The organism is Mycobacteroides saopaulense (assembly GCF_001456355.1).
Classification (GTDB): domain Bacteria; phylum Actinomycetota; class Actinomycetes; order Mycobacteriales; family Mycobacteriaceae; genus Mycobacterium; species Mycobacterium saopaulense.
In genome coordinates this window covers 4,010,740-4,027,978 of sequence record NZ_CP010271.1, presented here as the reverse complement: position 1 = coordinate 4,027,978, position 17,239 = coordinate 4,010,740, and the positions used below count along the sequence as shown (strand labels likewise).

At 65.1% G+C, this 17,239-nt stretch carries 17 protein-coding genes; 15 read left to right on the top strand and 2 right to left on the bottom strand.

Annotated features, from left to right (window positions below; translation table 11 throughout):
• Window positions 1-32: 32 nt before the first annotated feature.
• A complete protein-coding gene (locus MYCSP_RS20145) occupies window positions 33-647 on the top strand; it encodes a TetR/AcrR family transcriptional regulator (protein WP_070909034.1) in 615 nt (204 codons plus the stop codon).
• Here MYCSP_RS20145 and MYCSP_RS20140 read toward each other — a convergent pair.
• On the bottom strand, window positions 644-1,039 hold the full coding sequence (locus MYCSP_RS20140) for a PPOX class F420-dependent oxidoreductase (RefSeq protein ID WP_070909035.1): 396 nt from the start codon (window positions 1,037-1,039) through the stop codon (window positions 644-646). The genes MYCSP_RS20145 and MYCSP_RS20140 overlap by 4 nt on opposite strands.
• Before the next feature lie 124 nt (window positions 1,040-1,163).
• On the opposite strand from MYCSP_RS20140, the gene MYCSP_RS20135 reads away from it, so the two are divergent.
• From MYCSP_RS20135 to MYCSP_RS20095, 9 genes are all read left to right on the top strand, one after another.
• Window positions 1,164-2,045, top strand: coding sequence for an amino acid ABC transporter permease (locus MYCSP_RS20135; protein ID WP_070909036.1), 882 nt, complete (start codon window positions 1,164-1,166; stop codon window positions 2,043-2,045).
• A complete protein-coding gene (locus MYCSP_RS20130) occupies window positions 2,042-2,803 on the top strand; it encodes an amino acid ABC transporter ATP-binding protein (protein ID WP_070909037.1) in 762 nt (253 codons plus the stop codon). The genes MYCSP_RS20135 and MYCSP_RS20130 overlap by 4 nt, the downstream gene beginning before the upstream one ends.
• 29 nt (window positions 2,804-2,832) lie before the next feature.
• Window positions 2,833-3,732: an ABC transporter substrate-binding protein gene (locus tag MYCSP_RS20125; RefSeq protein ID WP_088414897.1), complete on the top strand. Its 900-nt coding sequence runs from the start codon at window positions 2,833-2,835 to the stop codon at window positions 3,730-3,732.
• A gap of 1 nt (window position 3,733) precedes the next feature.
• Window positions 3,734-4,222 (top strand): GNAT family N-acetyltransferase, encoded by a 489-nt coding sequence (locus MYCSP_RS20120; RefSeq protein WP_083018173.1) that lies wholly within the window; start codon window positions 3,734-3,736, stop codon window positions 4,220-4,222.
• Window positions 4,223-4,280: 58 nt separating this feature from the next.
• Window positions 4,281-5,045, top strand: a complete 765-nt coding sequence (locus MYCSP_RS20115) for a DNA polymerase beta superfamily protein (RefSeq protein WP_088414895.1) — start codon at window positions 4,281-4,283, stop codon at window positions 5,043-5,045.
• A gap of 17 nt (window positions 5,046-5,062) precedes the next feature.
• Window positions 5,063-5,251 (top strand): hypothetical protein, encoded by a 189-nt coding sequence (locus tag MYCSP_RS20110; RefSeq protein ID WP_234809194.1) that lies wholly within the window; start codon window positions 5,063-5,065, stop codon window positions 5,249-5,251.
• 91 nt (window positions 5,252-5,342) lie between these two features.
• Window positions 5,343-6,383 (top strand): LLM class flavin-dependent oxidoreductase, encoded by a 1,041-nt coding sequence (locus tag MYCSP_RS20105; RefSeq protein ID WP_083018238.1) that lies wholly within the window; start codon window positions 5,343-5,345, stop codon window positions 6,381-6,383.
• Window positions 6,380-7,492 (top strand): LLM class flavin-dependent oxidoreductase, encoded by a 1,113-nt coding sequence (locus MYCSP_RS20100; protein ID WP_088414893.1) that lies wholly within the window; start codon window positions 6,380-6,382, stop codon window positions 7,490-7,492. The genes MYCSP_RS20105 and MYCSP_RS20100 overlap by 4 nt, the downstream gene beginning before the upstream one ends.
• The gene (locus MYCSP_RS20095) at window positions 7,477-8,853 is read left to right on the top strand and encodes an NtaA/DmoA family FMN-dependent monooxygenase (protein WP_407661562.1); all 1,377 of its coding nucleotides are present in this window, start codon (window positions 7,477-7,479) and stop codon (window positions 8,851-8,853) included. The genes MYCSP_RS20100 and MYCSP_RS20095 overlap by 16 nt, the downstream gene beginning before the upstream one ends.
• Here the strand turns inward: MYCSP_RS20095 and MYCSP_RS20090 are convergent.
• Window positions 8,815-9,546 carry an MBL fold metallo-hydrolase gene (locus tag MYCSP_RS20090; RefSeq protein WP_070909043.1) on the bottom strand — a complete coding sequence of 244 codons (732 nt, stop codon included), beginning with the start codon at window positions 9,544-9,546 and terminating at the stop codon, window positions 8,815-8,817. The genes MYCSP_RS20095 and MYCSP_RS20090 overlap by 39 nt on opposite strands.
• Before the next feature lie 68 nt (window positions 9,547-9,614).
• Here MYCSP_RS20090 and fgd point away from each other — a divergent pair, with 68 nt between their 5' ends.
• From fgd to MYCSP_RS20065, 5 genes are read left to right on the top strand one after another with little or no spacing between them, the layout of a single operon-like run.
• A complete protein-coding gene (fgd, locus tag MYCSP_RS20085; protein WP_088414889.1) occupies window positions 9,615-10,628 on the top strand; it encodes a glucose-6-phosphate dehydrogenase (coenzyme-F420) in 1,014 nt (337 codons plus the stop codon).
• 7 nt (window positions 10,629-10,635) lie between these two features.
• Window positions 10,636-10,983, top strand: coding sequence for a nitroreductase/quinone reductase family protein (locus MYCSP_RS20080; protein WP_070909045.1), 348 nt, complete (start codon window positions 10,636-10,638; stop codon window positions 10,981-10,983).
• 30 nt (window positions 10,984-11,013) lie between these two features.
• A complete protein-coding gene (locus MYCSP_RS20075; RefSeq protein ID WP_083018181.1) occupies window positions 11,014-14,007 on the top strand; it encodes an alpha-mannosidase in 2,994 nt (997 codons plus the stop codon).
• Window positions 14,004-16,091 (top strand): phosphate acetyltransferase, encoded by a 2,088-nt coding sequence (gene pta / locus MYCSP_RS20070; RefSeq protein WP_070909047.1) that lies wholly within the window; start codon window positions 14,004-14,006, stop codon window positions 16,089-16,091. Before MYCSP_RS20075 ends, pta begins: the two co-directional genes overlap by 4 nt.
• Window positions 16,088-17,230: an acetate kinase gene (locus tag MYCSP_RS20065; protein ID WP_088414886.1), complete on the top strand. Its 1,143-nt coding sequence runs from the start codon at window positions 16,088-16,090 to the stop codon at window positions 17,228-17,230. The genes pta and MYCSP_RS20065 overlap by 4 nt, the downstream gene beginning before the upstream one ends.
• Window positions 17,231-17,239 lie beyond the last annotated feature (9 nt).

Sequence of the window (17,239 nt, the reverse complement as noted above, 5' to 3'; positions counted from 1 at the left end):
GTGGATGTCAATACGAAAGACGGCGGAGTGTGATGAATGGGCAGGTGCACCGCAAGTACGGAGGAAAGACGCGGGAGCAGCGGCGCGACGAGCGGCGCACCGCACTGGTGTTGGCCGGTCGAGAGTTGTGGCGTGACAACGGATTGGGCGCGGTGACGGTACGCGGCGTCTGTGCCCGGACCCGGCTGACGGACCGATATTTCTACGAAGAGTTCGCCACGGTCCATGACCTGGTACTCAAGATTGTGGAGGAAGTCTTCACCGAGTTGTTCGGGGCCATGACGGAGGCGGGAATGAAGGCTCCCGATAACCCGCATGCCCAGCTCACCGCCGGGCTCACCGCCTACCTGGAGCACTCCGTGGCAGACGGTGCGGTGCTACGGATACTGACGTCCGATCTCGCCGGATTCGCGGGTTTGGTCGCCCAACGGCGTGAGATCCAGCATCGGATAGCGCACGCGATACTGCTGACCATCACCCCCGATGAGCGAGAGCACGTCGCCAAGCACGATGCCGCTGTGTTCTGCGTGGGCGGCGTTACCCTCATGATGGAAGATTGGCTCAGCGATGAAAATAGGTGTAGCGCAGCAGATCTTGGTGTCAGAGCAACCGATATGTGTATGCAGGTATTGGGGCCGCTGCCCTAGCCGTGGCTCACGAACTTGGTGGGCCGCAGGTACAGGATGACTCGGTCGGCCTCGTCGCCGGTGCTCTGCCCGGCCCATGGTGCCTGGTACAGATGCGCCAGTTCCTGGATGAACGATCCCGTCGGGTCATCGTCGATCTGGTCGATGGTGCCCCGCACTTCCAGGTACCGGTAGGGGTTGGTGGGGTCCAGGATCGAGAAGGCGACCCGCGGCTCGGCCTGGACGTTGCGGAACTTGGCCCGCTTGTTGGTGTGGGTGAATCGCACCCGCTCGCCGTCCCAGCTGAACCACATGGGGCTGGACTGCGCGGAGCCGTCGCCACCGACCGTGGCCAAATGGCCGTAGAGCCGTTGTTCCAGGAGATCTTCGAAGCCTGCGGGGATTTCTGGCATGGTCCATTTGAACACCGGAGGGGCACGGATGCTTCCCGGGTGCGAACCTGACGGATAGTCGCCGTTCGATTCGCCGGGAGCCAAAGACTGTTGTGCACTGGTCGGTGTTCCTAGGTTCGACGACATGACATCGGCACCTGCTGCGCCGCCACGTGCTCAGGTGTCTGTGGAGTCCGCCGAGCCGGTGCTGCGGGTGCGGCGGCGGCCGCGGCCGGGTAATTGGATCCTGTCGGCCGTGGCGCTGCTCTTGGTCGCCATGTTCGTGCACGGTCTGGTGCGCAACCCCGGATGGGATTGGTCCACCTTCGCGCGGTACTTCACCGCCAAATCGGTGTTGGCCGCATTGTGGCTCACCATCCGGCTGACCATCTACGGCACGGTACTAGGCTTTGTGCTCGGCGTGGCGCTGGCGGCCGCACGTCTTTCCAAGAACCGTGTGTTACAGGCGATCTCATGGACCTACGTGTGGATTTTTCGGTCCATACCGTTGATCGTGCAGCTGCTGTTCTGGTTCAACATCGCCTACCTGTACGACACCATCAGCTTCGGAATCCCTTTCGGTCCGAGCCTGATCACCGTCGATACCAACGAATTGCTCAGCGGGCTTACCGCAGCGGTGATCGGCTTGACCCTGCATCAGGGCGCCTACTTCGCCGAGATCATCCGGGGAGGCATCCTGTCCGTCGACGAGGGGCAGCTGGAAGCGGCCGCGGCCCTGGGTATTCCCCGCCGCCGCCAGTTCTTCCGGATCGTGCTGCCGCAGGCCATGCGGTCGGTCATGCCCAACGCGGCCAACGAGGTGATCAGTCTGGTCAAGGGCACATCCATCGTGTCCACCATGGCCATTGCCGACCTCTTCTACCAGGTGCAGGTCATCTTCGGGCGCAACGGACGTGTGGTGCCCCTGCTCATGGTGGCCACGGTCTGGTACATCGTCATCACCTCGGTGCTGACCGTGGTGCAGTACTACATCGAACGGCATTACGGTCGCGGGGCGCATCGGTGAGCACCATCGAGGTACGCGGGGTGCGCAAGTCCTATGGGCAGGTCGCGGCGCTGCGGGACGTGGATCTGACGGTGCGGCAGGGGGAAGTAACGGTCATCATCGGCCCGTCGGGTTCGGGTAAGTCGACTCTGCTGCGCACGCTGAACCACCTGGAAAAGGTGGATGCGGGGACGATTCGCATCGACGGCGAGCTCATCGGATACCGGCAGCGGGGGTCGGTGCTCTACGAACTTTCGGAGCGCGCCATTCTGCGTCAGCGTTCCCAGGTCGGTTTCGTGTTTCAGAACTTCAATCTCTTCCCGCATTTGACGGTGCTGGAGAACGTCGTCGAGGCGCCGTTGGCCGCACGGCGGGCGCCGCGGGCCGAACTCATCTCCGAGGCGACGCGCCTACTGGAGCGCGTCGGGGTCGCCGACAAGGCCGGGGAGTATCCGCGCAGGCTCTCCGGCGGCCAGCAACAGCGGGTGGCGATCGCGCGAGCCCTGGCGATGCGGCCCAAGGTGATTCTGTTCGACGAGCCCACCTCGGCCCTCGATCCCGAGCTGGTCACCGAGGTGCTCGATGTGATCCGTCAGCTCGCGCGGGACGGCGCCACTCTGGTGATCGTGACGCATGAGATCGGTCTGGCCCGGGAGATCGCCGACACGGTGGTGTTCATGGATCGTGGTGCGATCGTCGAGCAGGGCCCGCCTGCTCACGTGCTGGACAATCCGTCGCATCCGCGAACCGTCGGGTTCTTGTCGAAAGTGCTTTCGTGAAAAGCTTTATCGCACTGTGCTGCGCGGCGATGATCACGCTCACCGGGTGTGCCGAGAGCACGGAGCCGGGTACGTCCGCTGCCTTCAATCTGAGCCCGCAGCAGGACCGGGTGCGCGCCGCGACGGTGGACGCGATCGCCGCCGAGGTGCCTGAAGCGATCCGTAAACGCGGCACCCTGATTGTCACCGGGGACGCCAATTCCGCACCGCCACTGCGTTTCTACGCCGATGACGACAAGACCATGATCGGGATCGAGACGGACATCGCCTATCTGGTGGCCGATATTCTGGGTCTGCGGGTCGATCTGCGTTCGGCCGATTGGGCGCAGAATTTCGTCAAGGTGGATTCCGGTGAGGTCGATGCGTTCATCTCGAATGTGACGGTTACCGAGGAGCGCAAGGAGAAGTTCGACTTCGCGACATACCGTTTGGACAATGTCACCTTCGAGGCGCGACGGTCGCTGGATTGGACAGTCAAGGGTGCCCGGGATATCGCCGGTAGGACCATCGGTGTCGGGTCGGGTACCAACCAGGAGGCGTTGTTGGTCCGGTGGAACGAAGAGAATGTCGCGGCAGGTCTTCCCCCTGCCGATCTCAAGTACTTTCAGCAGACCACCGGCTACTACCTGGCACTGGCCTCCGGGCGCATCGACGCCTATGTGGGACCCAACCCGACGGCGGTCTTCCATTCGGGGGCGACCGGGCAGACCAAATTGATCGGCACCTTCTCGGGTGCGGGGGAGGCGCTGCAGGGGGAGATCGCAGTGCTCACCAAGAAGGACAACGGGCTGGTGGCCCCGATCGCCGATGCGGTCAACCATGCCATTGCCAGCGGCACGTATCGTAAGGTGTTGCAGCGCTGGGGATTGGAGAACGAGGCGGTGAGGCAGTCCGAAGTCAATCCCCGCGGCCTACCGAGACAAGGATGACATGACGGCGTGTGAGGATCTGCTGCAGTTCGTGACGGTGCAGCAGCAGGATCCGCTGGCCGCTCCGTTGCTCGCCGAGTTGGCGGTCGAGTACAGCACGCGATACGGCGGGACCCTCGCCGAGCACCACGATCTTCTGGTCAACTATCCGGCCGCTCACTTCTCCGCGCCAGACGGTGGGTTGCTGGTCGGATTACAAGGAGGCGCAGCGGTGACCGGGGGCGCGTTCCAGCGGTACGACGCGGATACCGCTGAGCTCAAACGCATCTGGACCTCCAGTGCGCACCGCCGTCAAGGACTGGCGGGGCGCACCCTGGCCGCCTTGGAACTGGAGATTCGCAGCCGCGGTTACCGGCGCATCTACCTCACCACCGGCCCGCGCCAGCCGGAGGCGAAAGCGCTGTATCTGTCTGCGGGGTACCGACCGCTCTATGACCAGACGCTGTCCGCCGAGGAGGTCGGCATTCATCCGTTCGAGAAGGATCTGTAGGCCGCGCTCGCTGCGAATTTCGATTGCTCATGCAGGCCTTTCCTGATGAAATGCCTGCATGATCCACTCCAGTGAGGCACACAGGCTGATTGCCGAAGGGAACACCGTCCTACGCGGACAGGTGGGCTCCGGCCTGCACGGGGTCAATACCGGAGACGGCGACCGCGACGAGATGGGCGTGTGCATCGAGCCCGCGGAATGCGTGATCGGGTTGCGTCGATTCGACCAGTACATCTTCCGGACGCAGGCCGAAGGGGTCAGGTCGGGTCCTGGCGACCTGGACCTGGTCGTGTACTCCTTGCGTAAGTGGGCGAGGCTCGCGGCGGCCGGGAACCCGACCGTGCTTCTGCTGCTGTTCATTCCCGATCAGGAGCTCACGGTCAACACCGAGGCGGGCCGGGACATCCAACGGCATCCGCAGCGGTTCCTCTCGCGGATGGCCGGCCGCAAGTTCCTGGGCTACCTCAACTCGCAGCGCAGACGGCTGACGGGCGACTTGTCGCACCGGACCAATCGTCCCGAGCTAATCGAGCGATACGGGTTTGACACCAAATTCGCTTATCACGCAATACGTCTGGGCATCCAGGGAATCGAGCTGATGGAAGAGGGCAGGATTACCCTGCCCATGCCCCGGCCGGAACGGGACCAGTTGGTGGATGTCCGGCACGGTAAGTACACCGTGGTCGAGGCGCTGGCATGGCTCGATGAGGTGACGGCACGTCTGGAGCATCTGACGGAGACGGCCGATTTGCCCGAGCAACCGGATTCTGCGGTCATCGACGACTGGCTGGTCCGGACCTACCGGCGGCACTGGGAGGCGTAGTGGATCCGGATATGAACATGCCCAGGCAGATTCGTAAGGCCATCGCAGATATCAAGGCGACACTGGACGCTATCGGCGACGATCGGAACGCAGACAAGGCGTGCTATCAGCTGGATCTGTTGTCCGAGATGGTTTCGCAACGCCCGGAGCGGTTTCAACCATGGAGCTACTATCGGCCGCGCGCCGACGAGGAGTTCGGCGGATAAACGCATGAGGGAACGAGCCACGCCGACGGCTGGTTTCCCTCAGCGTGAGATTAACGCCGTCATCGAGGCGCTCTCGGACGTTGAACAGTCCGTGACGACACTGCTCGGCTTGGCCCTGGACGGACACGGATGGCATCCGGCCGCGGATCGACACGTCGGCCAGCCCTTGACCGGCAAATATTGGGTCCAACAGGTCCAGCTTGCCGAGCAAGGACTGCTGGATTTCGTGTCGTTCGAAGATTCCTTCGGCCGCACCGCGGGCGGCCGCCTCGACGCGATACTGACCGCCGCCCGGGTGGCCCCGGTGACCAACCACGTCGGGCTCATCCCTACCGCGCCGGCCACCCATAACGAGCCGTTCCACCTCTCCAAATCGATCGCGACCTTGGACATCGTCTCCGGCGGCCGGGCAGGCTGGCAGGTGACCATCGCCGACACCGAGGACGAGGCCGACGCATTCGGGCGCACCAAGGTGCTCCCACTACAAGATCTGCTCGACGAGGCCGCCGACTCCGTGGAAGTGGTCCGGCGGTTGTGGGACAGCTGGGAGGACGACGCCGAGATCCGGGACCTGGCGACGGGGCGCTTCATCGACAGGGACAAACTGCACTACATCGACTTCGAGGGCAGGTTCTTCTCGGTGAAGGGTCCGTCCATCACGCCCAGGTCCCCGCAGGGGCAATCGGTCGTCGCCGCGCTCGCGCGTAGCCGCTCCGGCCAGGCCTTCGCCGCCAAGAACGCCGACCTGATCTTCGTCACCCCGCACGACGGCGCCTCGGCCGCCGAGATCCCCGTCCGACTGCACAACACCGCTGGTCATCGCGTCATCAAGGTGCTGGCGGATCTTGTCGTCTCATTCGGTCGTGAGGATGAGTTCCCTTCGGATGCAGCCATATTCACCGGACAAGCACCCGAACTGGCCGACCTCATCGCCCAATGGCACGAATGGGGAATCGACGGTGTGCGTCTGAGGCCCGCCGTCAACGCGCTGGATGTCCCGGTCGTAGTTGACGAACTCGTGCCCCTTCTTCAGGCCCATCACGGGTTCCGCGCCGAGTATGAAAACGGCACCCTGCGCGAACGGCTGGGCCTGCCCGTCGCCACCAACCGCTACGCAAGGAAGTCGGCATGAACGTCCCACTCTCTGTGCTCGATCTGTCCCCGGTCAGCGAAGGGGCGGATGCCGCGACGGCGTTGCGTCACTCGATCGATCTGGCGCAGCACGCGGAGCAATGGGGATATCGCCGCTACTGGTTGGCCGAGCATCACTTCGTCGCGGTGGCGAGCACCGTTCCCGCCCTGGTCATCGCCCATGTCGCGGCGGCCACTCAGCGGATCCGGGTGGGCGCGGGCGCCGTTCAGGTCGCGTCGACCACCGCCGCCGCGGTCGTGGAGAGCTTCGGCATCCTCGATGCGCTGTACCCCGGCCGTATCGATCTCGGGCTCGGGCGCACCGGGCACCGCATCAGGGACCGGCTTGCCGGAAACGAACAGAAGCCCGAACCGGCAGCCGCGCATGACGTCGACGGTCTGTTCATCCCACAGGCGCCCACCGAATTCGGGATCAAGGACAACCCGAAGCTGCGAGCCACCGTCAGCGCCCTGCAACAGCCCGGTGCACAGATCGCCGACTTCGACCAGCAGGTATCCGATATTCAGGCATTCCTCGACGGCAGCTATGTCAGTCCGGAAGGTGTTGCGCTGCATATCCGTCCGGGTGAAGGTGCCAACCTACCGCTTTGGCTCTTTGGTTCCAGCAAGGGTGAGTCCGCGCAGATCGCCGCGCGGCGCGGCCTACCCTTCGTGGCGAATTATCACGTGACCCCCTGGTCCACTCTGGAGGCCGTCGAGGCCTACCGAGCGGCTTTCCGGCCGTCCCGGGCGCTGGCCGAGCCGTACGTCGTCGTGTCCGCGGACGCGGTGGCCGCCGATGACGAGGCCAATGCTCGCCACCTCACCAGTACGTTCGGTCGTTGGGTGCACTCGATTCGTTCGGGGCACGGTGCCATTCCTTACCCGAATCCCGATGGTGCTCAACCACTTACCGATGAGGAGCGTCGGCAATCGGCGGACAGGATCGACACCCAGTTGGTCGGCGATGCCGGTCAGGTGGCCGAGCGGCTGGACACCTTGGCCAGGGTCACCGGTGCCGATGAGCTCGTCATCACCTCCATCACGCACCGGCACGAAGACCGGCTGAGGTCCTATGAGCTGATCGCCAAGGAATGGGGGCTGATCTGATGACCGCTCCAACGGAGACAGTTCAGGTCCGAGAGGGTAAGGACCGCAAACCCATTCACCTTGCTGCCCATTTTCCCGGGGTCAACAGCACCACCGTGTGGTCCGATCCGGCCTCGGGCAGCCAGATCGACTTCGCCTCCTTCGTACACCTGGCGCGCACCGCCGAACGCGGCCTGTTCGACTTCTTCTTCCTCGCCGAGGGGCTGCGTCTTCGCGAGCACCGCGACCGGATCTACGACTTGGACGTCGTCGGGCGGCCGGACACCTTCACGGTGCTGGCGGCGCTGGGCGCCGTCACCGAGCGGCTCGGGCTGGTGGGCACCATCAACACTACCTTCAACGAACCTTTCAATGTCGCAAGGCAATTCGCCTCGCTGGATCATCTGTCGGACGGGCGGGCCGGCTGGAACATGGTCACCTCATCCGATGCTTTCACCGGTGAGAACTTCCGGCGCGGGGGATTCCTGGATCACGCCGACCGGTACCACCGCGCCGAGGAATTCCTCACCGTGGCACGCAAATTCTGGGACAGCTGGGACGCTGCCGAGGAGCCGCGCCTCGTCAACCACCGTGGCCCGCAGTTCACCGTGCGTGGCATCGCGACGGCTCCCGCCTCTCCGCAACGTCACCCCGTGCTGCTTCAAGCGGGAGATTCGGCCGACGGGCGCGATTTCGGCTCCAAGCATGCCGACGCGTTGTTCACCATCCATTCTTCGATTACCGCGGGCCAGAAGTACTACGCCGACGTCAAGGCCCGTGCCGTCGCACATGGTCGAAACCCGGACCAGCTCAAGGTTTTTCCTGGCGTCACCTACGTCCTCGGTGACACCGAGCACGAGGCGATCGAGAAGGCGGCGCACATCCGAGATCAACAGGTGGGCCCGCAGACCGCCATCGCCTATCTCGAACAGGTATGGGGTCGTGATCTTTCCGAATACGACCCGGATGGTCCGTTGCCCGACGTCGAGCCGACAGGTGATGCCTCCATCACCCGGGGTAAGGCGCGTCACGGCGATCCGCGTGAGATCGCGGCCAAGTACCGGGCGATCGCGGAGGCCAAGAACCTCTCGATCCGTGAGCTGATCAAGGAGGTCACCTCGCGGCAGCAGTTCATCGGCACGCCCTCGCAGGTGGCCGCCGAGGTGGACCGCTACATCCAGGCCGATGCCTGCGACGGGTTCATCCTGGTGCCGCATCTGACGCCGGGCGGACTCGACGATTTCGTGGACACCGTGGTGCCGCTACTGCAGGAACGCGGCGCCTTTCGCAGCCGGTACGAGCATGAGACGCTGCGCGAACACCTGGTGCTGGACCCCATCGACTCATTCGCTCAGGGCGAGGTGGACCGCGTCGCGCAGTGACCCGATCCAGGCCGGGCCATGGCCGGGGGCCAGCACGTCGGCGTCGACATCGGCAAGGGCCTCGGCGCTGCGGCGTGCCTGGTCCATGTCCTTGGTGAACGGGGTGGGGAGCAGCTGCGGCCCGGAGCGCTTCGCGATGGGATGCCCGGTGATGATGGCATCGCCCACTACCAGCACATGCCCGGCCACCAGGTACGAGCAGTGGCCGCCGCTGTGCCCGGGAGTCGGGATGGGGACGGGCGCGCCCGGCAGGTCGGCAAGTTCGGGCCCGATCGGGGCCGCCGTGGGAATGCCGTCACGCACCCCGGCGCCGAGGCGCATCGCGTGGATGACCCACGGCAGCCAGCCGGGTCGCCACAGATTCAGCACCACCTTGAAGGGCTCGGCCTGGTCCACATAGTCACGTCGCACGTTGCCCAATTCGGCGTTGTGGGCGTAGACCGGTACCCCGTGCTCGGCGGCCCACCAGATGGCGGTCCCCATGTGGTCGATGTGTCCGTGGGTCAGCACCACGGCCCGCACGTCCTGGGGCTTGTGCCCCAGCGCGGCAATGGATTTCAGAACGTCGTCGCGATCGCCCGGATAGCCGGAGTCGAAGAGCGTTATGCCCGAGTCATCCGAGGCGATCACCCAGTTGACGGCTTCCCCGTTGACCACGTGCACGGCGTCGCTGACCTGGGTGACCTCGACCATGAAATAGAGAGTAATGAGTCCTTGGTTAGGGTGGTTGAAGAACTCACTATGAGGCGAGGAGCGCGCGGATGGCACGAGAACTGAAGCTGGGATACAAGGCATCGGCGGAGCAGTTCGCGCCGCGTGAGCTCGTGGAGTTGGCGGTCGCCACCGAGTCGCACGGTTTCGACAGCGCGACGGTGAGCGATCACTTCCAGCCGTGGCGGTACAACGGCGGCCACGCCCCGTTCTCGCTGGCCTGGATGACGGCCGTCGGTGAGCGCACCCAGCGGCTGCAACTCGGCACCTCGGTGCTGACCCCGACCTTCCGCTACAACCCGGCCGTCACCGCGCAGGCCTTCGCCACCATGGGGTGTCTGTACCCGGGCCGCATCTTCCTGGGGGTCGGCACCGGCGAGGCGCTCAACGAGATCGCCACCGGCTTCATCGGCGAGTGGCCGGAGTTCAAGGAGCGCTTCGCGCGGCTGCGTGAGTCCGTCCGGCTCATGCGCGAGCTGTGGACCGGTGAGCGCGTCGACTTCGAGGGCGAGTACTACCGCATCCAGGGCGCGGCCATCTACGACGTGCCCGAGGGCGGCATCCCGGTCTACATCGCCGCGGGCGGCGCCGTCGTCGCCAAGTACGCCGGGCGGGCCGGCGACGGATTCATCTGCACCTCGGGCAAGGGCGAGGAGCTGTACTCCGGCAAGCTCATTCCGGCGGTCCGCGAAGGTGCCGCGCTGGCCGAGCGCAGCTTCGACGATATCGACCGGATGATCGAGATCAAGATCTCCTACGACCCGGATCCGGAAAAGGCGCTGGAGAACACCCGCTTCTGGGCGCCGTTGTCGCTGACCCCCGAGCAGAAGCACAGCATCCACGATCCGATCGAGATGGAACGTGCCGCCGACGAGCTGCCCATCGAGCAGGTCGCCAAGCGCTGGATCGTCGCCTCCGATCCGGACGAGGCGGTCGAGAAGGTCGCCGACTATGTCGGCTGGGGCCTGAACCACCTGGTGTTCCACGCGCCGGGCCACGACCAGAAGCGATTCCTGGAGTTGTTCAAGAGCGACCTCGAGCCGCGCCTGCGCAAGCTGGGATGAGCGGGGCATGAGCCTGCTCCGACGCATTGTCGACGCGGTCAACACCGTGCCGGTGATCGCACTGAACGTGCCGGGCCTGCGCAGTCTGGCGGGCCGCTACTTCACGATCGTCACCTACACGGGCCGGCGATCGGGGCAGATCTTCAGCACGCCGGTCAACTACTGGCGTTCGGGCGACGACATCGTGATCTGGGTCGGCATCCCCGAATCCAAGAAGTGGTGGCGCAACTTTCTCGGGGAGGGCAGGCCGCTACAGCTCCGGCTCAACGGGGTTGACGTGCCCGGATACGGAATCGCCACGAAGGACGACAGCGGCCGCGTGACGGTCACCGTTCGTCTTGGCGAGAGTGTCTGAGCGAAGTTGGCGAGCCGATAGGGTCAGGTCATGCATGACGACCGGCGAATCGTTGAGGACCGCATCCGGCGCTTCGTCGACAAGCGGCTGAACTGTGCCGTCTACGTGGATTCGGCGCCGCTGACGGTGACCGCCTGGGCCGTGCCCGGTGAGCCGGTACCGTTCGCGGAGGCGGTGACGCAGGAGTTCGACGAGATCACTCCGGGGACCCCATGGGGGCCGCCGTGGTCCACGATGTGGCTGCATGTGACGGGCACCGTTCCGCAGCAATGGCGCACGCGCTCCGACGGTGCCCCCGAAATGCGGGTGGAGCTCGGCTTCACCGGTGGACCGGGCTTCAACGCCGAGGGCCTGGTGTATCGGCCCGACGGCACCGTGGTGAAGGGCATCGCGCCGCGCAACGCCTTCGTGCCCATCGACGACCCGCAAGCACCTGTCGACTTCTACATCGAGGCCGCCGCCAATCCGGATATCGGTAAGCATTTCTGGTCGCCGATGCCCTTGGGGGACAAGGCCACCAGCGGCGAGGAGGCCCTGTATCGGCTGGGCGGGGTCGATCTCGGGCTCCGCGACCTGAACCTGTGGGGGTTGCAGCAGGACATCGCCACCCTGGACGGGCTGATGCACACCCTTCCCGAGGATCTGCCGCGCCGTCACGAAATCTTGCGCGCGCTTGAACGCATGCTGGACACGGTGAATCCCGACGACCTGGCCGGTACCGCGGCAGCCGGGCGCGCCGAGCTCGCCGACGTCCTGGCGCGTCCGGCATATGCCAGCGCGCATCGGATCACCGCGGTCGGTCATGCCCACATCGATTCGGCCTGGTTGTGGCCGGTGCGCGAGACGGTTCGCAAGTGCGCGCGGACCTTCTCCAACATGGTCGACCTGATGGACCGCCATCCCGACTTCCGGTTCGCCTGCTCGTCGGCGCAGCAGTACGCCTGGATCAAGGACAAGTACCCCACCCTCTTCGCCCGCATCAAGGAGAAGGTCGCTGCGGGGCAGTTCATTCCGGTCGGCGGCATGTGGGTCGAGGCCGACACCAACATGCCGGGCTCGGAAGCGATGGCACGCCAGTTCGTGGCGGGTAAGCGGTTCTTTCTCGACGAGTTCGGAATCGACACCCCCGAGGTGTGGTTGCCCGATTCGTTCGGCTACTCCGCGGCCATGCCACAGATTGTCGCCGCGTCGGGATCGGAATATTTTCTGACCCAGAAGATTTCGTGGAACTCTGTCAACCGGATGCCGCATCACACCTTTATCTGGGAGGGGATCGACGGCACCGGGGTGTTCACGCACTTCCCGCCCGTCGACACCTACAACTCCGATCTGGGCGGCGGCGACCTTGCGCACGCCCAGCGCAACTATCGCGACTCCGGTGCCGGCACCATGTCGTTGGTGCCCTTCGGTTACGGGGACGGCGGCGGTGGCCCCACCCGCGAAATGCTGGCCTACGCAACAAGGAAACGCTCCCTGGAAGGCTCGCCGACGGTCGCTCTCGGCACCCCCGCGGAGTTCTTCGCGGCCGCCCGGGCCGAGTACGTCAATCCTCCGCGTTGGTCCGGTGAGCTCTATCTCGAGCTGCACCGGGGCACCTACACCTCGCAGGCGAACACCAAGCAGGGCAACCGTCGCAGCGAGCATCTGCTGCGCGAGGCCGAGCTGTGGGCCGCGACGGCCGCGTTGCGCACCGGGTTCGAGTACCCGTATGCCGAGTTGGACGAGATCTGGAAACTGGTGCTACTGCAACAGTTCCACGACATTCTGCCCGGCAGCTCCATCGCCTGGGTGCATAGGGATGCCGAACGCAACTACGCGGCGATCGCGAAGAGACTCGAGGCCATGATCGACTCGGCGATCGGTGCCTTGGCGGGTGAGGGCGACCGGAGATTGGTCTTCAACGCCGCGCCGCACGATCGTGACGGGGTGCCGGCCCTGGGCGCCGCGGCGGTCGAGCTGCCGCAGCCGGTCACTCCCGCCAAATCCGGCGCGGGATTCCTGCTGGACAACGGCGTTCTTGCCGCCGCGTTCGATTCCGACGGGCTGCTGGTCTCGCTCGTCGACGGCGCCACCGGGCGCGAGGCGATGGCGGCTCCCGGCAACCTGCTGCAACTGCACCGGGATACGCCGAACCAGTGGGATGCCTGGGATATCGACGGCTTCTATCGCAACACCGTGACCGATCTGAGCTCGGCGGACTCGGTGACCGTCGTGGACGATGCGCTGGTCATCGAGCGGACATTCGGCAATTCACGCCTGGTGCAACGCATCACGCTGCGGGACCGATCGCCGTCCCTGGACGTCGAGATCGACGTCGACTGGCATGAGTCCGAGAAGCTGCTCAAGTTGGCGTTTCCCTTCGACGTGCAGGCCGACCGCTCGGCCTCGGAAATCCAGTTCGGCCATGTGTACCGGCCCACGCACGCCAACACCTCATGGGATGAGGCCAAGTTCGAGATCTGCGCGCACCGCTGGGTCCACGTGGGTGAATCCGGGTACGGGGTGGCCGTCGCCAACGATTCGACGTACGGGCACGACATCAGCCGGTGCGGGTCCACCACCGTGGTGCGGATGTCCCTGTTGCGGGCGCCGCTCTTCCCGGATCCCGAGTGTGATCAGGGGCATCATCGGCTGAGATTCTCCGTGCGACCCGGTGCTGCGATCGGCGACGCGGTCGAGGAGGGGTATCGACGCAACCTCGATGCTCGGGTGCGCGATGGTGCGGTGACAAGCATCGAACCTCTTGTCAGCCTGGATAACCCGGCCGTGGTAGTGGAATCGGTCAAGCTGGCGCTGGACGGTTCCGGCGATGTCATCGTGCGGCTCTACGAGTCACGCGGTGGACGGGCCGACGCAGCACTCATCACGAACTTCGACCACCAGCAGGCGATCGTCACCGACCTGCTGGAGCGTCCCATCGCTTCATCCGACGCGGTCAGTTTCGACGGCGACGAGATTCACCTGACACTACGTCCGTTCAAGATCCTGACGCTGCGATTCCCCGGCGTAGAAAGGCGCGCATGACCGAGGCTAGAGCATCGAAGGCATCCAGCATCTACATTGCCTCGCCCGAAGGTGATACCGGAAAATCCACCGTCGCACTGGGTGTGATGCATCGGCTGGCGGCGTCGGTGGCGCGCGTGGGTGTCTTCCGTCCCATCGCGCGGTCCGGGGAGAGCGTGGACTACATCCTGGAACTGCTGCTGGAACAAAGCACCGCCGACATCGCATACGAGGACTGTCTCGGTGTCTCGTACCACGACGTGCACCAGGACCCGGATGCGGCGATCGCGCAGATCGTGGACAGGTACCACGCGGTCGCCGAGCGCTGCGACGCCGTGGTGATCGTCGGCAGTGACTACACCGATGTGGCCAGCCCCAGCGAGTTGAGCACCAACGCCCGCATCGCGGTAAACCTCGGCGCTCCGGTTCTGTTGACCATCAAGGGATTCGATCGGACACCCGAAGAGGTGGCGGCCCTTGCCGAGGTCTGTCTCGGGGAACTCAAGGCGCAGCGTGCGCACACCGCCGCCATCGTCGCCAACCGGTGCAATCCCGAGCAGTTGGACGACGTGCGCCAGGCGTTGTCTCGTTTCGACAAGCCCGCTTGGGTGCTGCCCGAGGTGCCGTTGTTGGTCTCGCCATCGGTGGAAGAACTGATGAAGGCGGTCAAGGGCTCTTTGGTCAGTGGCGACGAGGCGTTGCTGTCGCGCGAGGCGACCAGCTTCATGGTGGCGGGCATGACGGCCGAGCACTGCCTGGAGCGGCTGCAGGAGGGCCAGGCAGTCATCTTCCCGGCCGACCGCTCCGATGTGCTGCTGGCGGTGGCGAGCGCACATGTGGCGGAGGGATTTCCGTCGCTGTCTGCCATCATCCTCAACGGCGGGCTCAAGCTGCATCCGCGGATCGCCGACCTGGTGGACGGCATCGGCCTGCGGCTGCCCATCATCGCGACCGACTCGGGCACCTTCGAGACCGCGAGTGCGGCGGCGCATGCGCGGGGCCGGGTCACCGTTGCCTCGGCGCGTAAGATCGACACCGCGCTCGCCCTGATGGACAAGTATGTCGATGGCGCAGAACTCATTGCGCAGCTTGCCATTCCGATTCCCTCGGTGACCACGCCGCAGATGTTCGAGTACCAGCTGTTGGATCGGGCGCGCGACAATCGCAAGCGCATCGTGCTGCCGGAAGGCGATGACGACAGGATTCTCAAGGCGGCCGGGCGGCTGCTCCAACGTCAGGTCGCGGACTTGACCATCCTGGGTGAAGAGACCGAAATCCGTTCCCGTGCCGCCGAGCTCGGTGTCGACATCTCGAACGCGGTCGTTGTCAGTCCCAAGACGAGTGAGCTCGCCGAACAGTTCGCGGGCCAGTATTTCGAGCTGCGCAAGCACAAGGGGATGACGGCCGACCGGGCGCGCGAGATCATGCGCAACGTCTCATATTTCGGCACCATGCTGGTGTACAACGACATGGTCGACGGCATGGTTTCGGGTGCGGCACACACCACCGCGCACACGATTAGGCCGGCGTTCGAAGTCATAAGGACGATGTCCGGTGTTTCCACGGTGTCCAGCATCTTCCTGATGTGCCTCGCCGATCGCGTGCTGGCATACGGAGACTGTGCCATCGTGCCCGACCCCACCTCCGAGCAGTTGGCCGATATCGCCATCTCCTCGGCGCGGACCGCCGCGCAGTTCGGCATCGATCCGCGCGTCGCGATGCTGTCCTACTCGACGGGTAACTCGGGGAGCGGTGCCGAGGTCGAGAAGGTGCGCATTGCCACCGAACTGGTCCGCACGCGGCAGCCGGAGTTGCTGGTGGAGGGCCCCATTCAGTACGACGCCGCGGTCGAACCGTCGGTGGCCGCCACCAAGATGCCCGATTCTCCCGTCGCGGGCCGGGCGACGGTGCTGATCTTCCCCGACCTCAACACCGGGAACAACACCTACAAGGCGGTGCAGCGCAGTGCCGGCGCCATCGCCATCGGGCCCGTGCTGCAGGGGTTGCGCAAGCCCATCAACGACCTTTCGCGTGGGGCACTGGTGGAGGACATCGTCAACACCGTGGCCATCACCGCGATCCAGGCACAGGACCTGACCCGATGACCGCCGTGCTGGTCCTCAACTGCGGCTCCTCGTCGGTGAAGTATCAACTCATCGAACCGAATTCGGGACGAGTGGACGCGCATGGCCTGGTGGAACGCATCGGTGCGGTTTCCTCTTCGTCCGAGAGCCTCATCGGTGAAGAGCCGGTTCGCAACCACGACGAGGCGCTGCGGCTGGTCTTCGACTCCATCGACACCGACGACGTCGTGGTCGTCGGACATCGCGTGGTGCACGGTGGGCAGAAGTTCCATGAGCCGACGGTGCTCGACGACGCGGTGGTGGCGCAGATCGCCGAGCTGTCCTCACTGGCGCCCCTGCACAATCCGGCGGGCGTCCAGGGCATCGAGGTGGCGCGACGCCTGCTGCCCGACGTGACGCAGGTGGCGGTGTTCGACACCGCGTTCTTCTACAGTCTGCCGCCGGCGGCGGCCATCTACGCGCTCGATCGCGATGTCGCCGAGCGGTATGGCATACGGCGCTACGGATTCCACGGCACCTCGCACCAGTATGTGTCGCAGCAGGCCGCCGCATTCCTGGAGCGCGGGTACGCCGACATCAACCAGATCGTGTTGCATCTGGGCAACGGGGCTTCGGCGTCGGCGATCCTGCGCGGTCGAGCGGTGGAGACCTCGATGGGCCTCACCCCGTTGGAAGGTCTGGTGATGGGCACCCGTACCGGAGACATCGACGCGGGCATCGTGTTCCACCTGGCACGTCACGGGATGAGCATCGACGAGATCGACACCGTGTTCAACCGGCGCTCCGGGATGCTCGGACTGTGCGGTGCCAACGATTTTCGTGAGGTGCACCGCCTGATCGAGGCCGGTGACGGCGCGGCGCAGCTTGCCTACAACGTGTATGTGCACCGGCTGCGCAAGTACATCGGCGCCTACATCGCCACGTTGGGTGGTGCCGACGTCATCTCGTTCACCGCCGGGGTGGGGGAGAACGACACGGTGCTACGGGCCGATGCCATGGCCGGGCTGGAAGTGCTCGGCATCGAAATAGACGCCGAGCGAAATCAGTTACGGTCCAGTGAGATTCGCCGTATCTCCACCGACGCCTCACGGGTGACCGTGTTGGTGGTGCCCACCAACGAGGAGTTGGCCATCGCCAGGGCGGCCGTGGGCGCCGTCTGAACCGCCTGG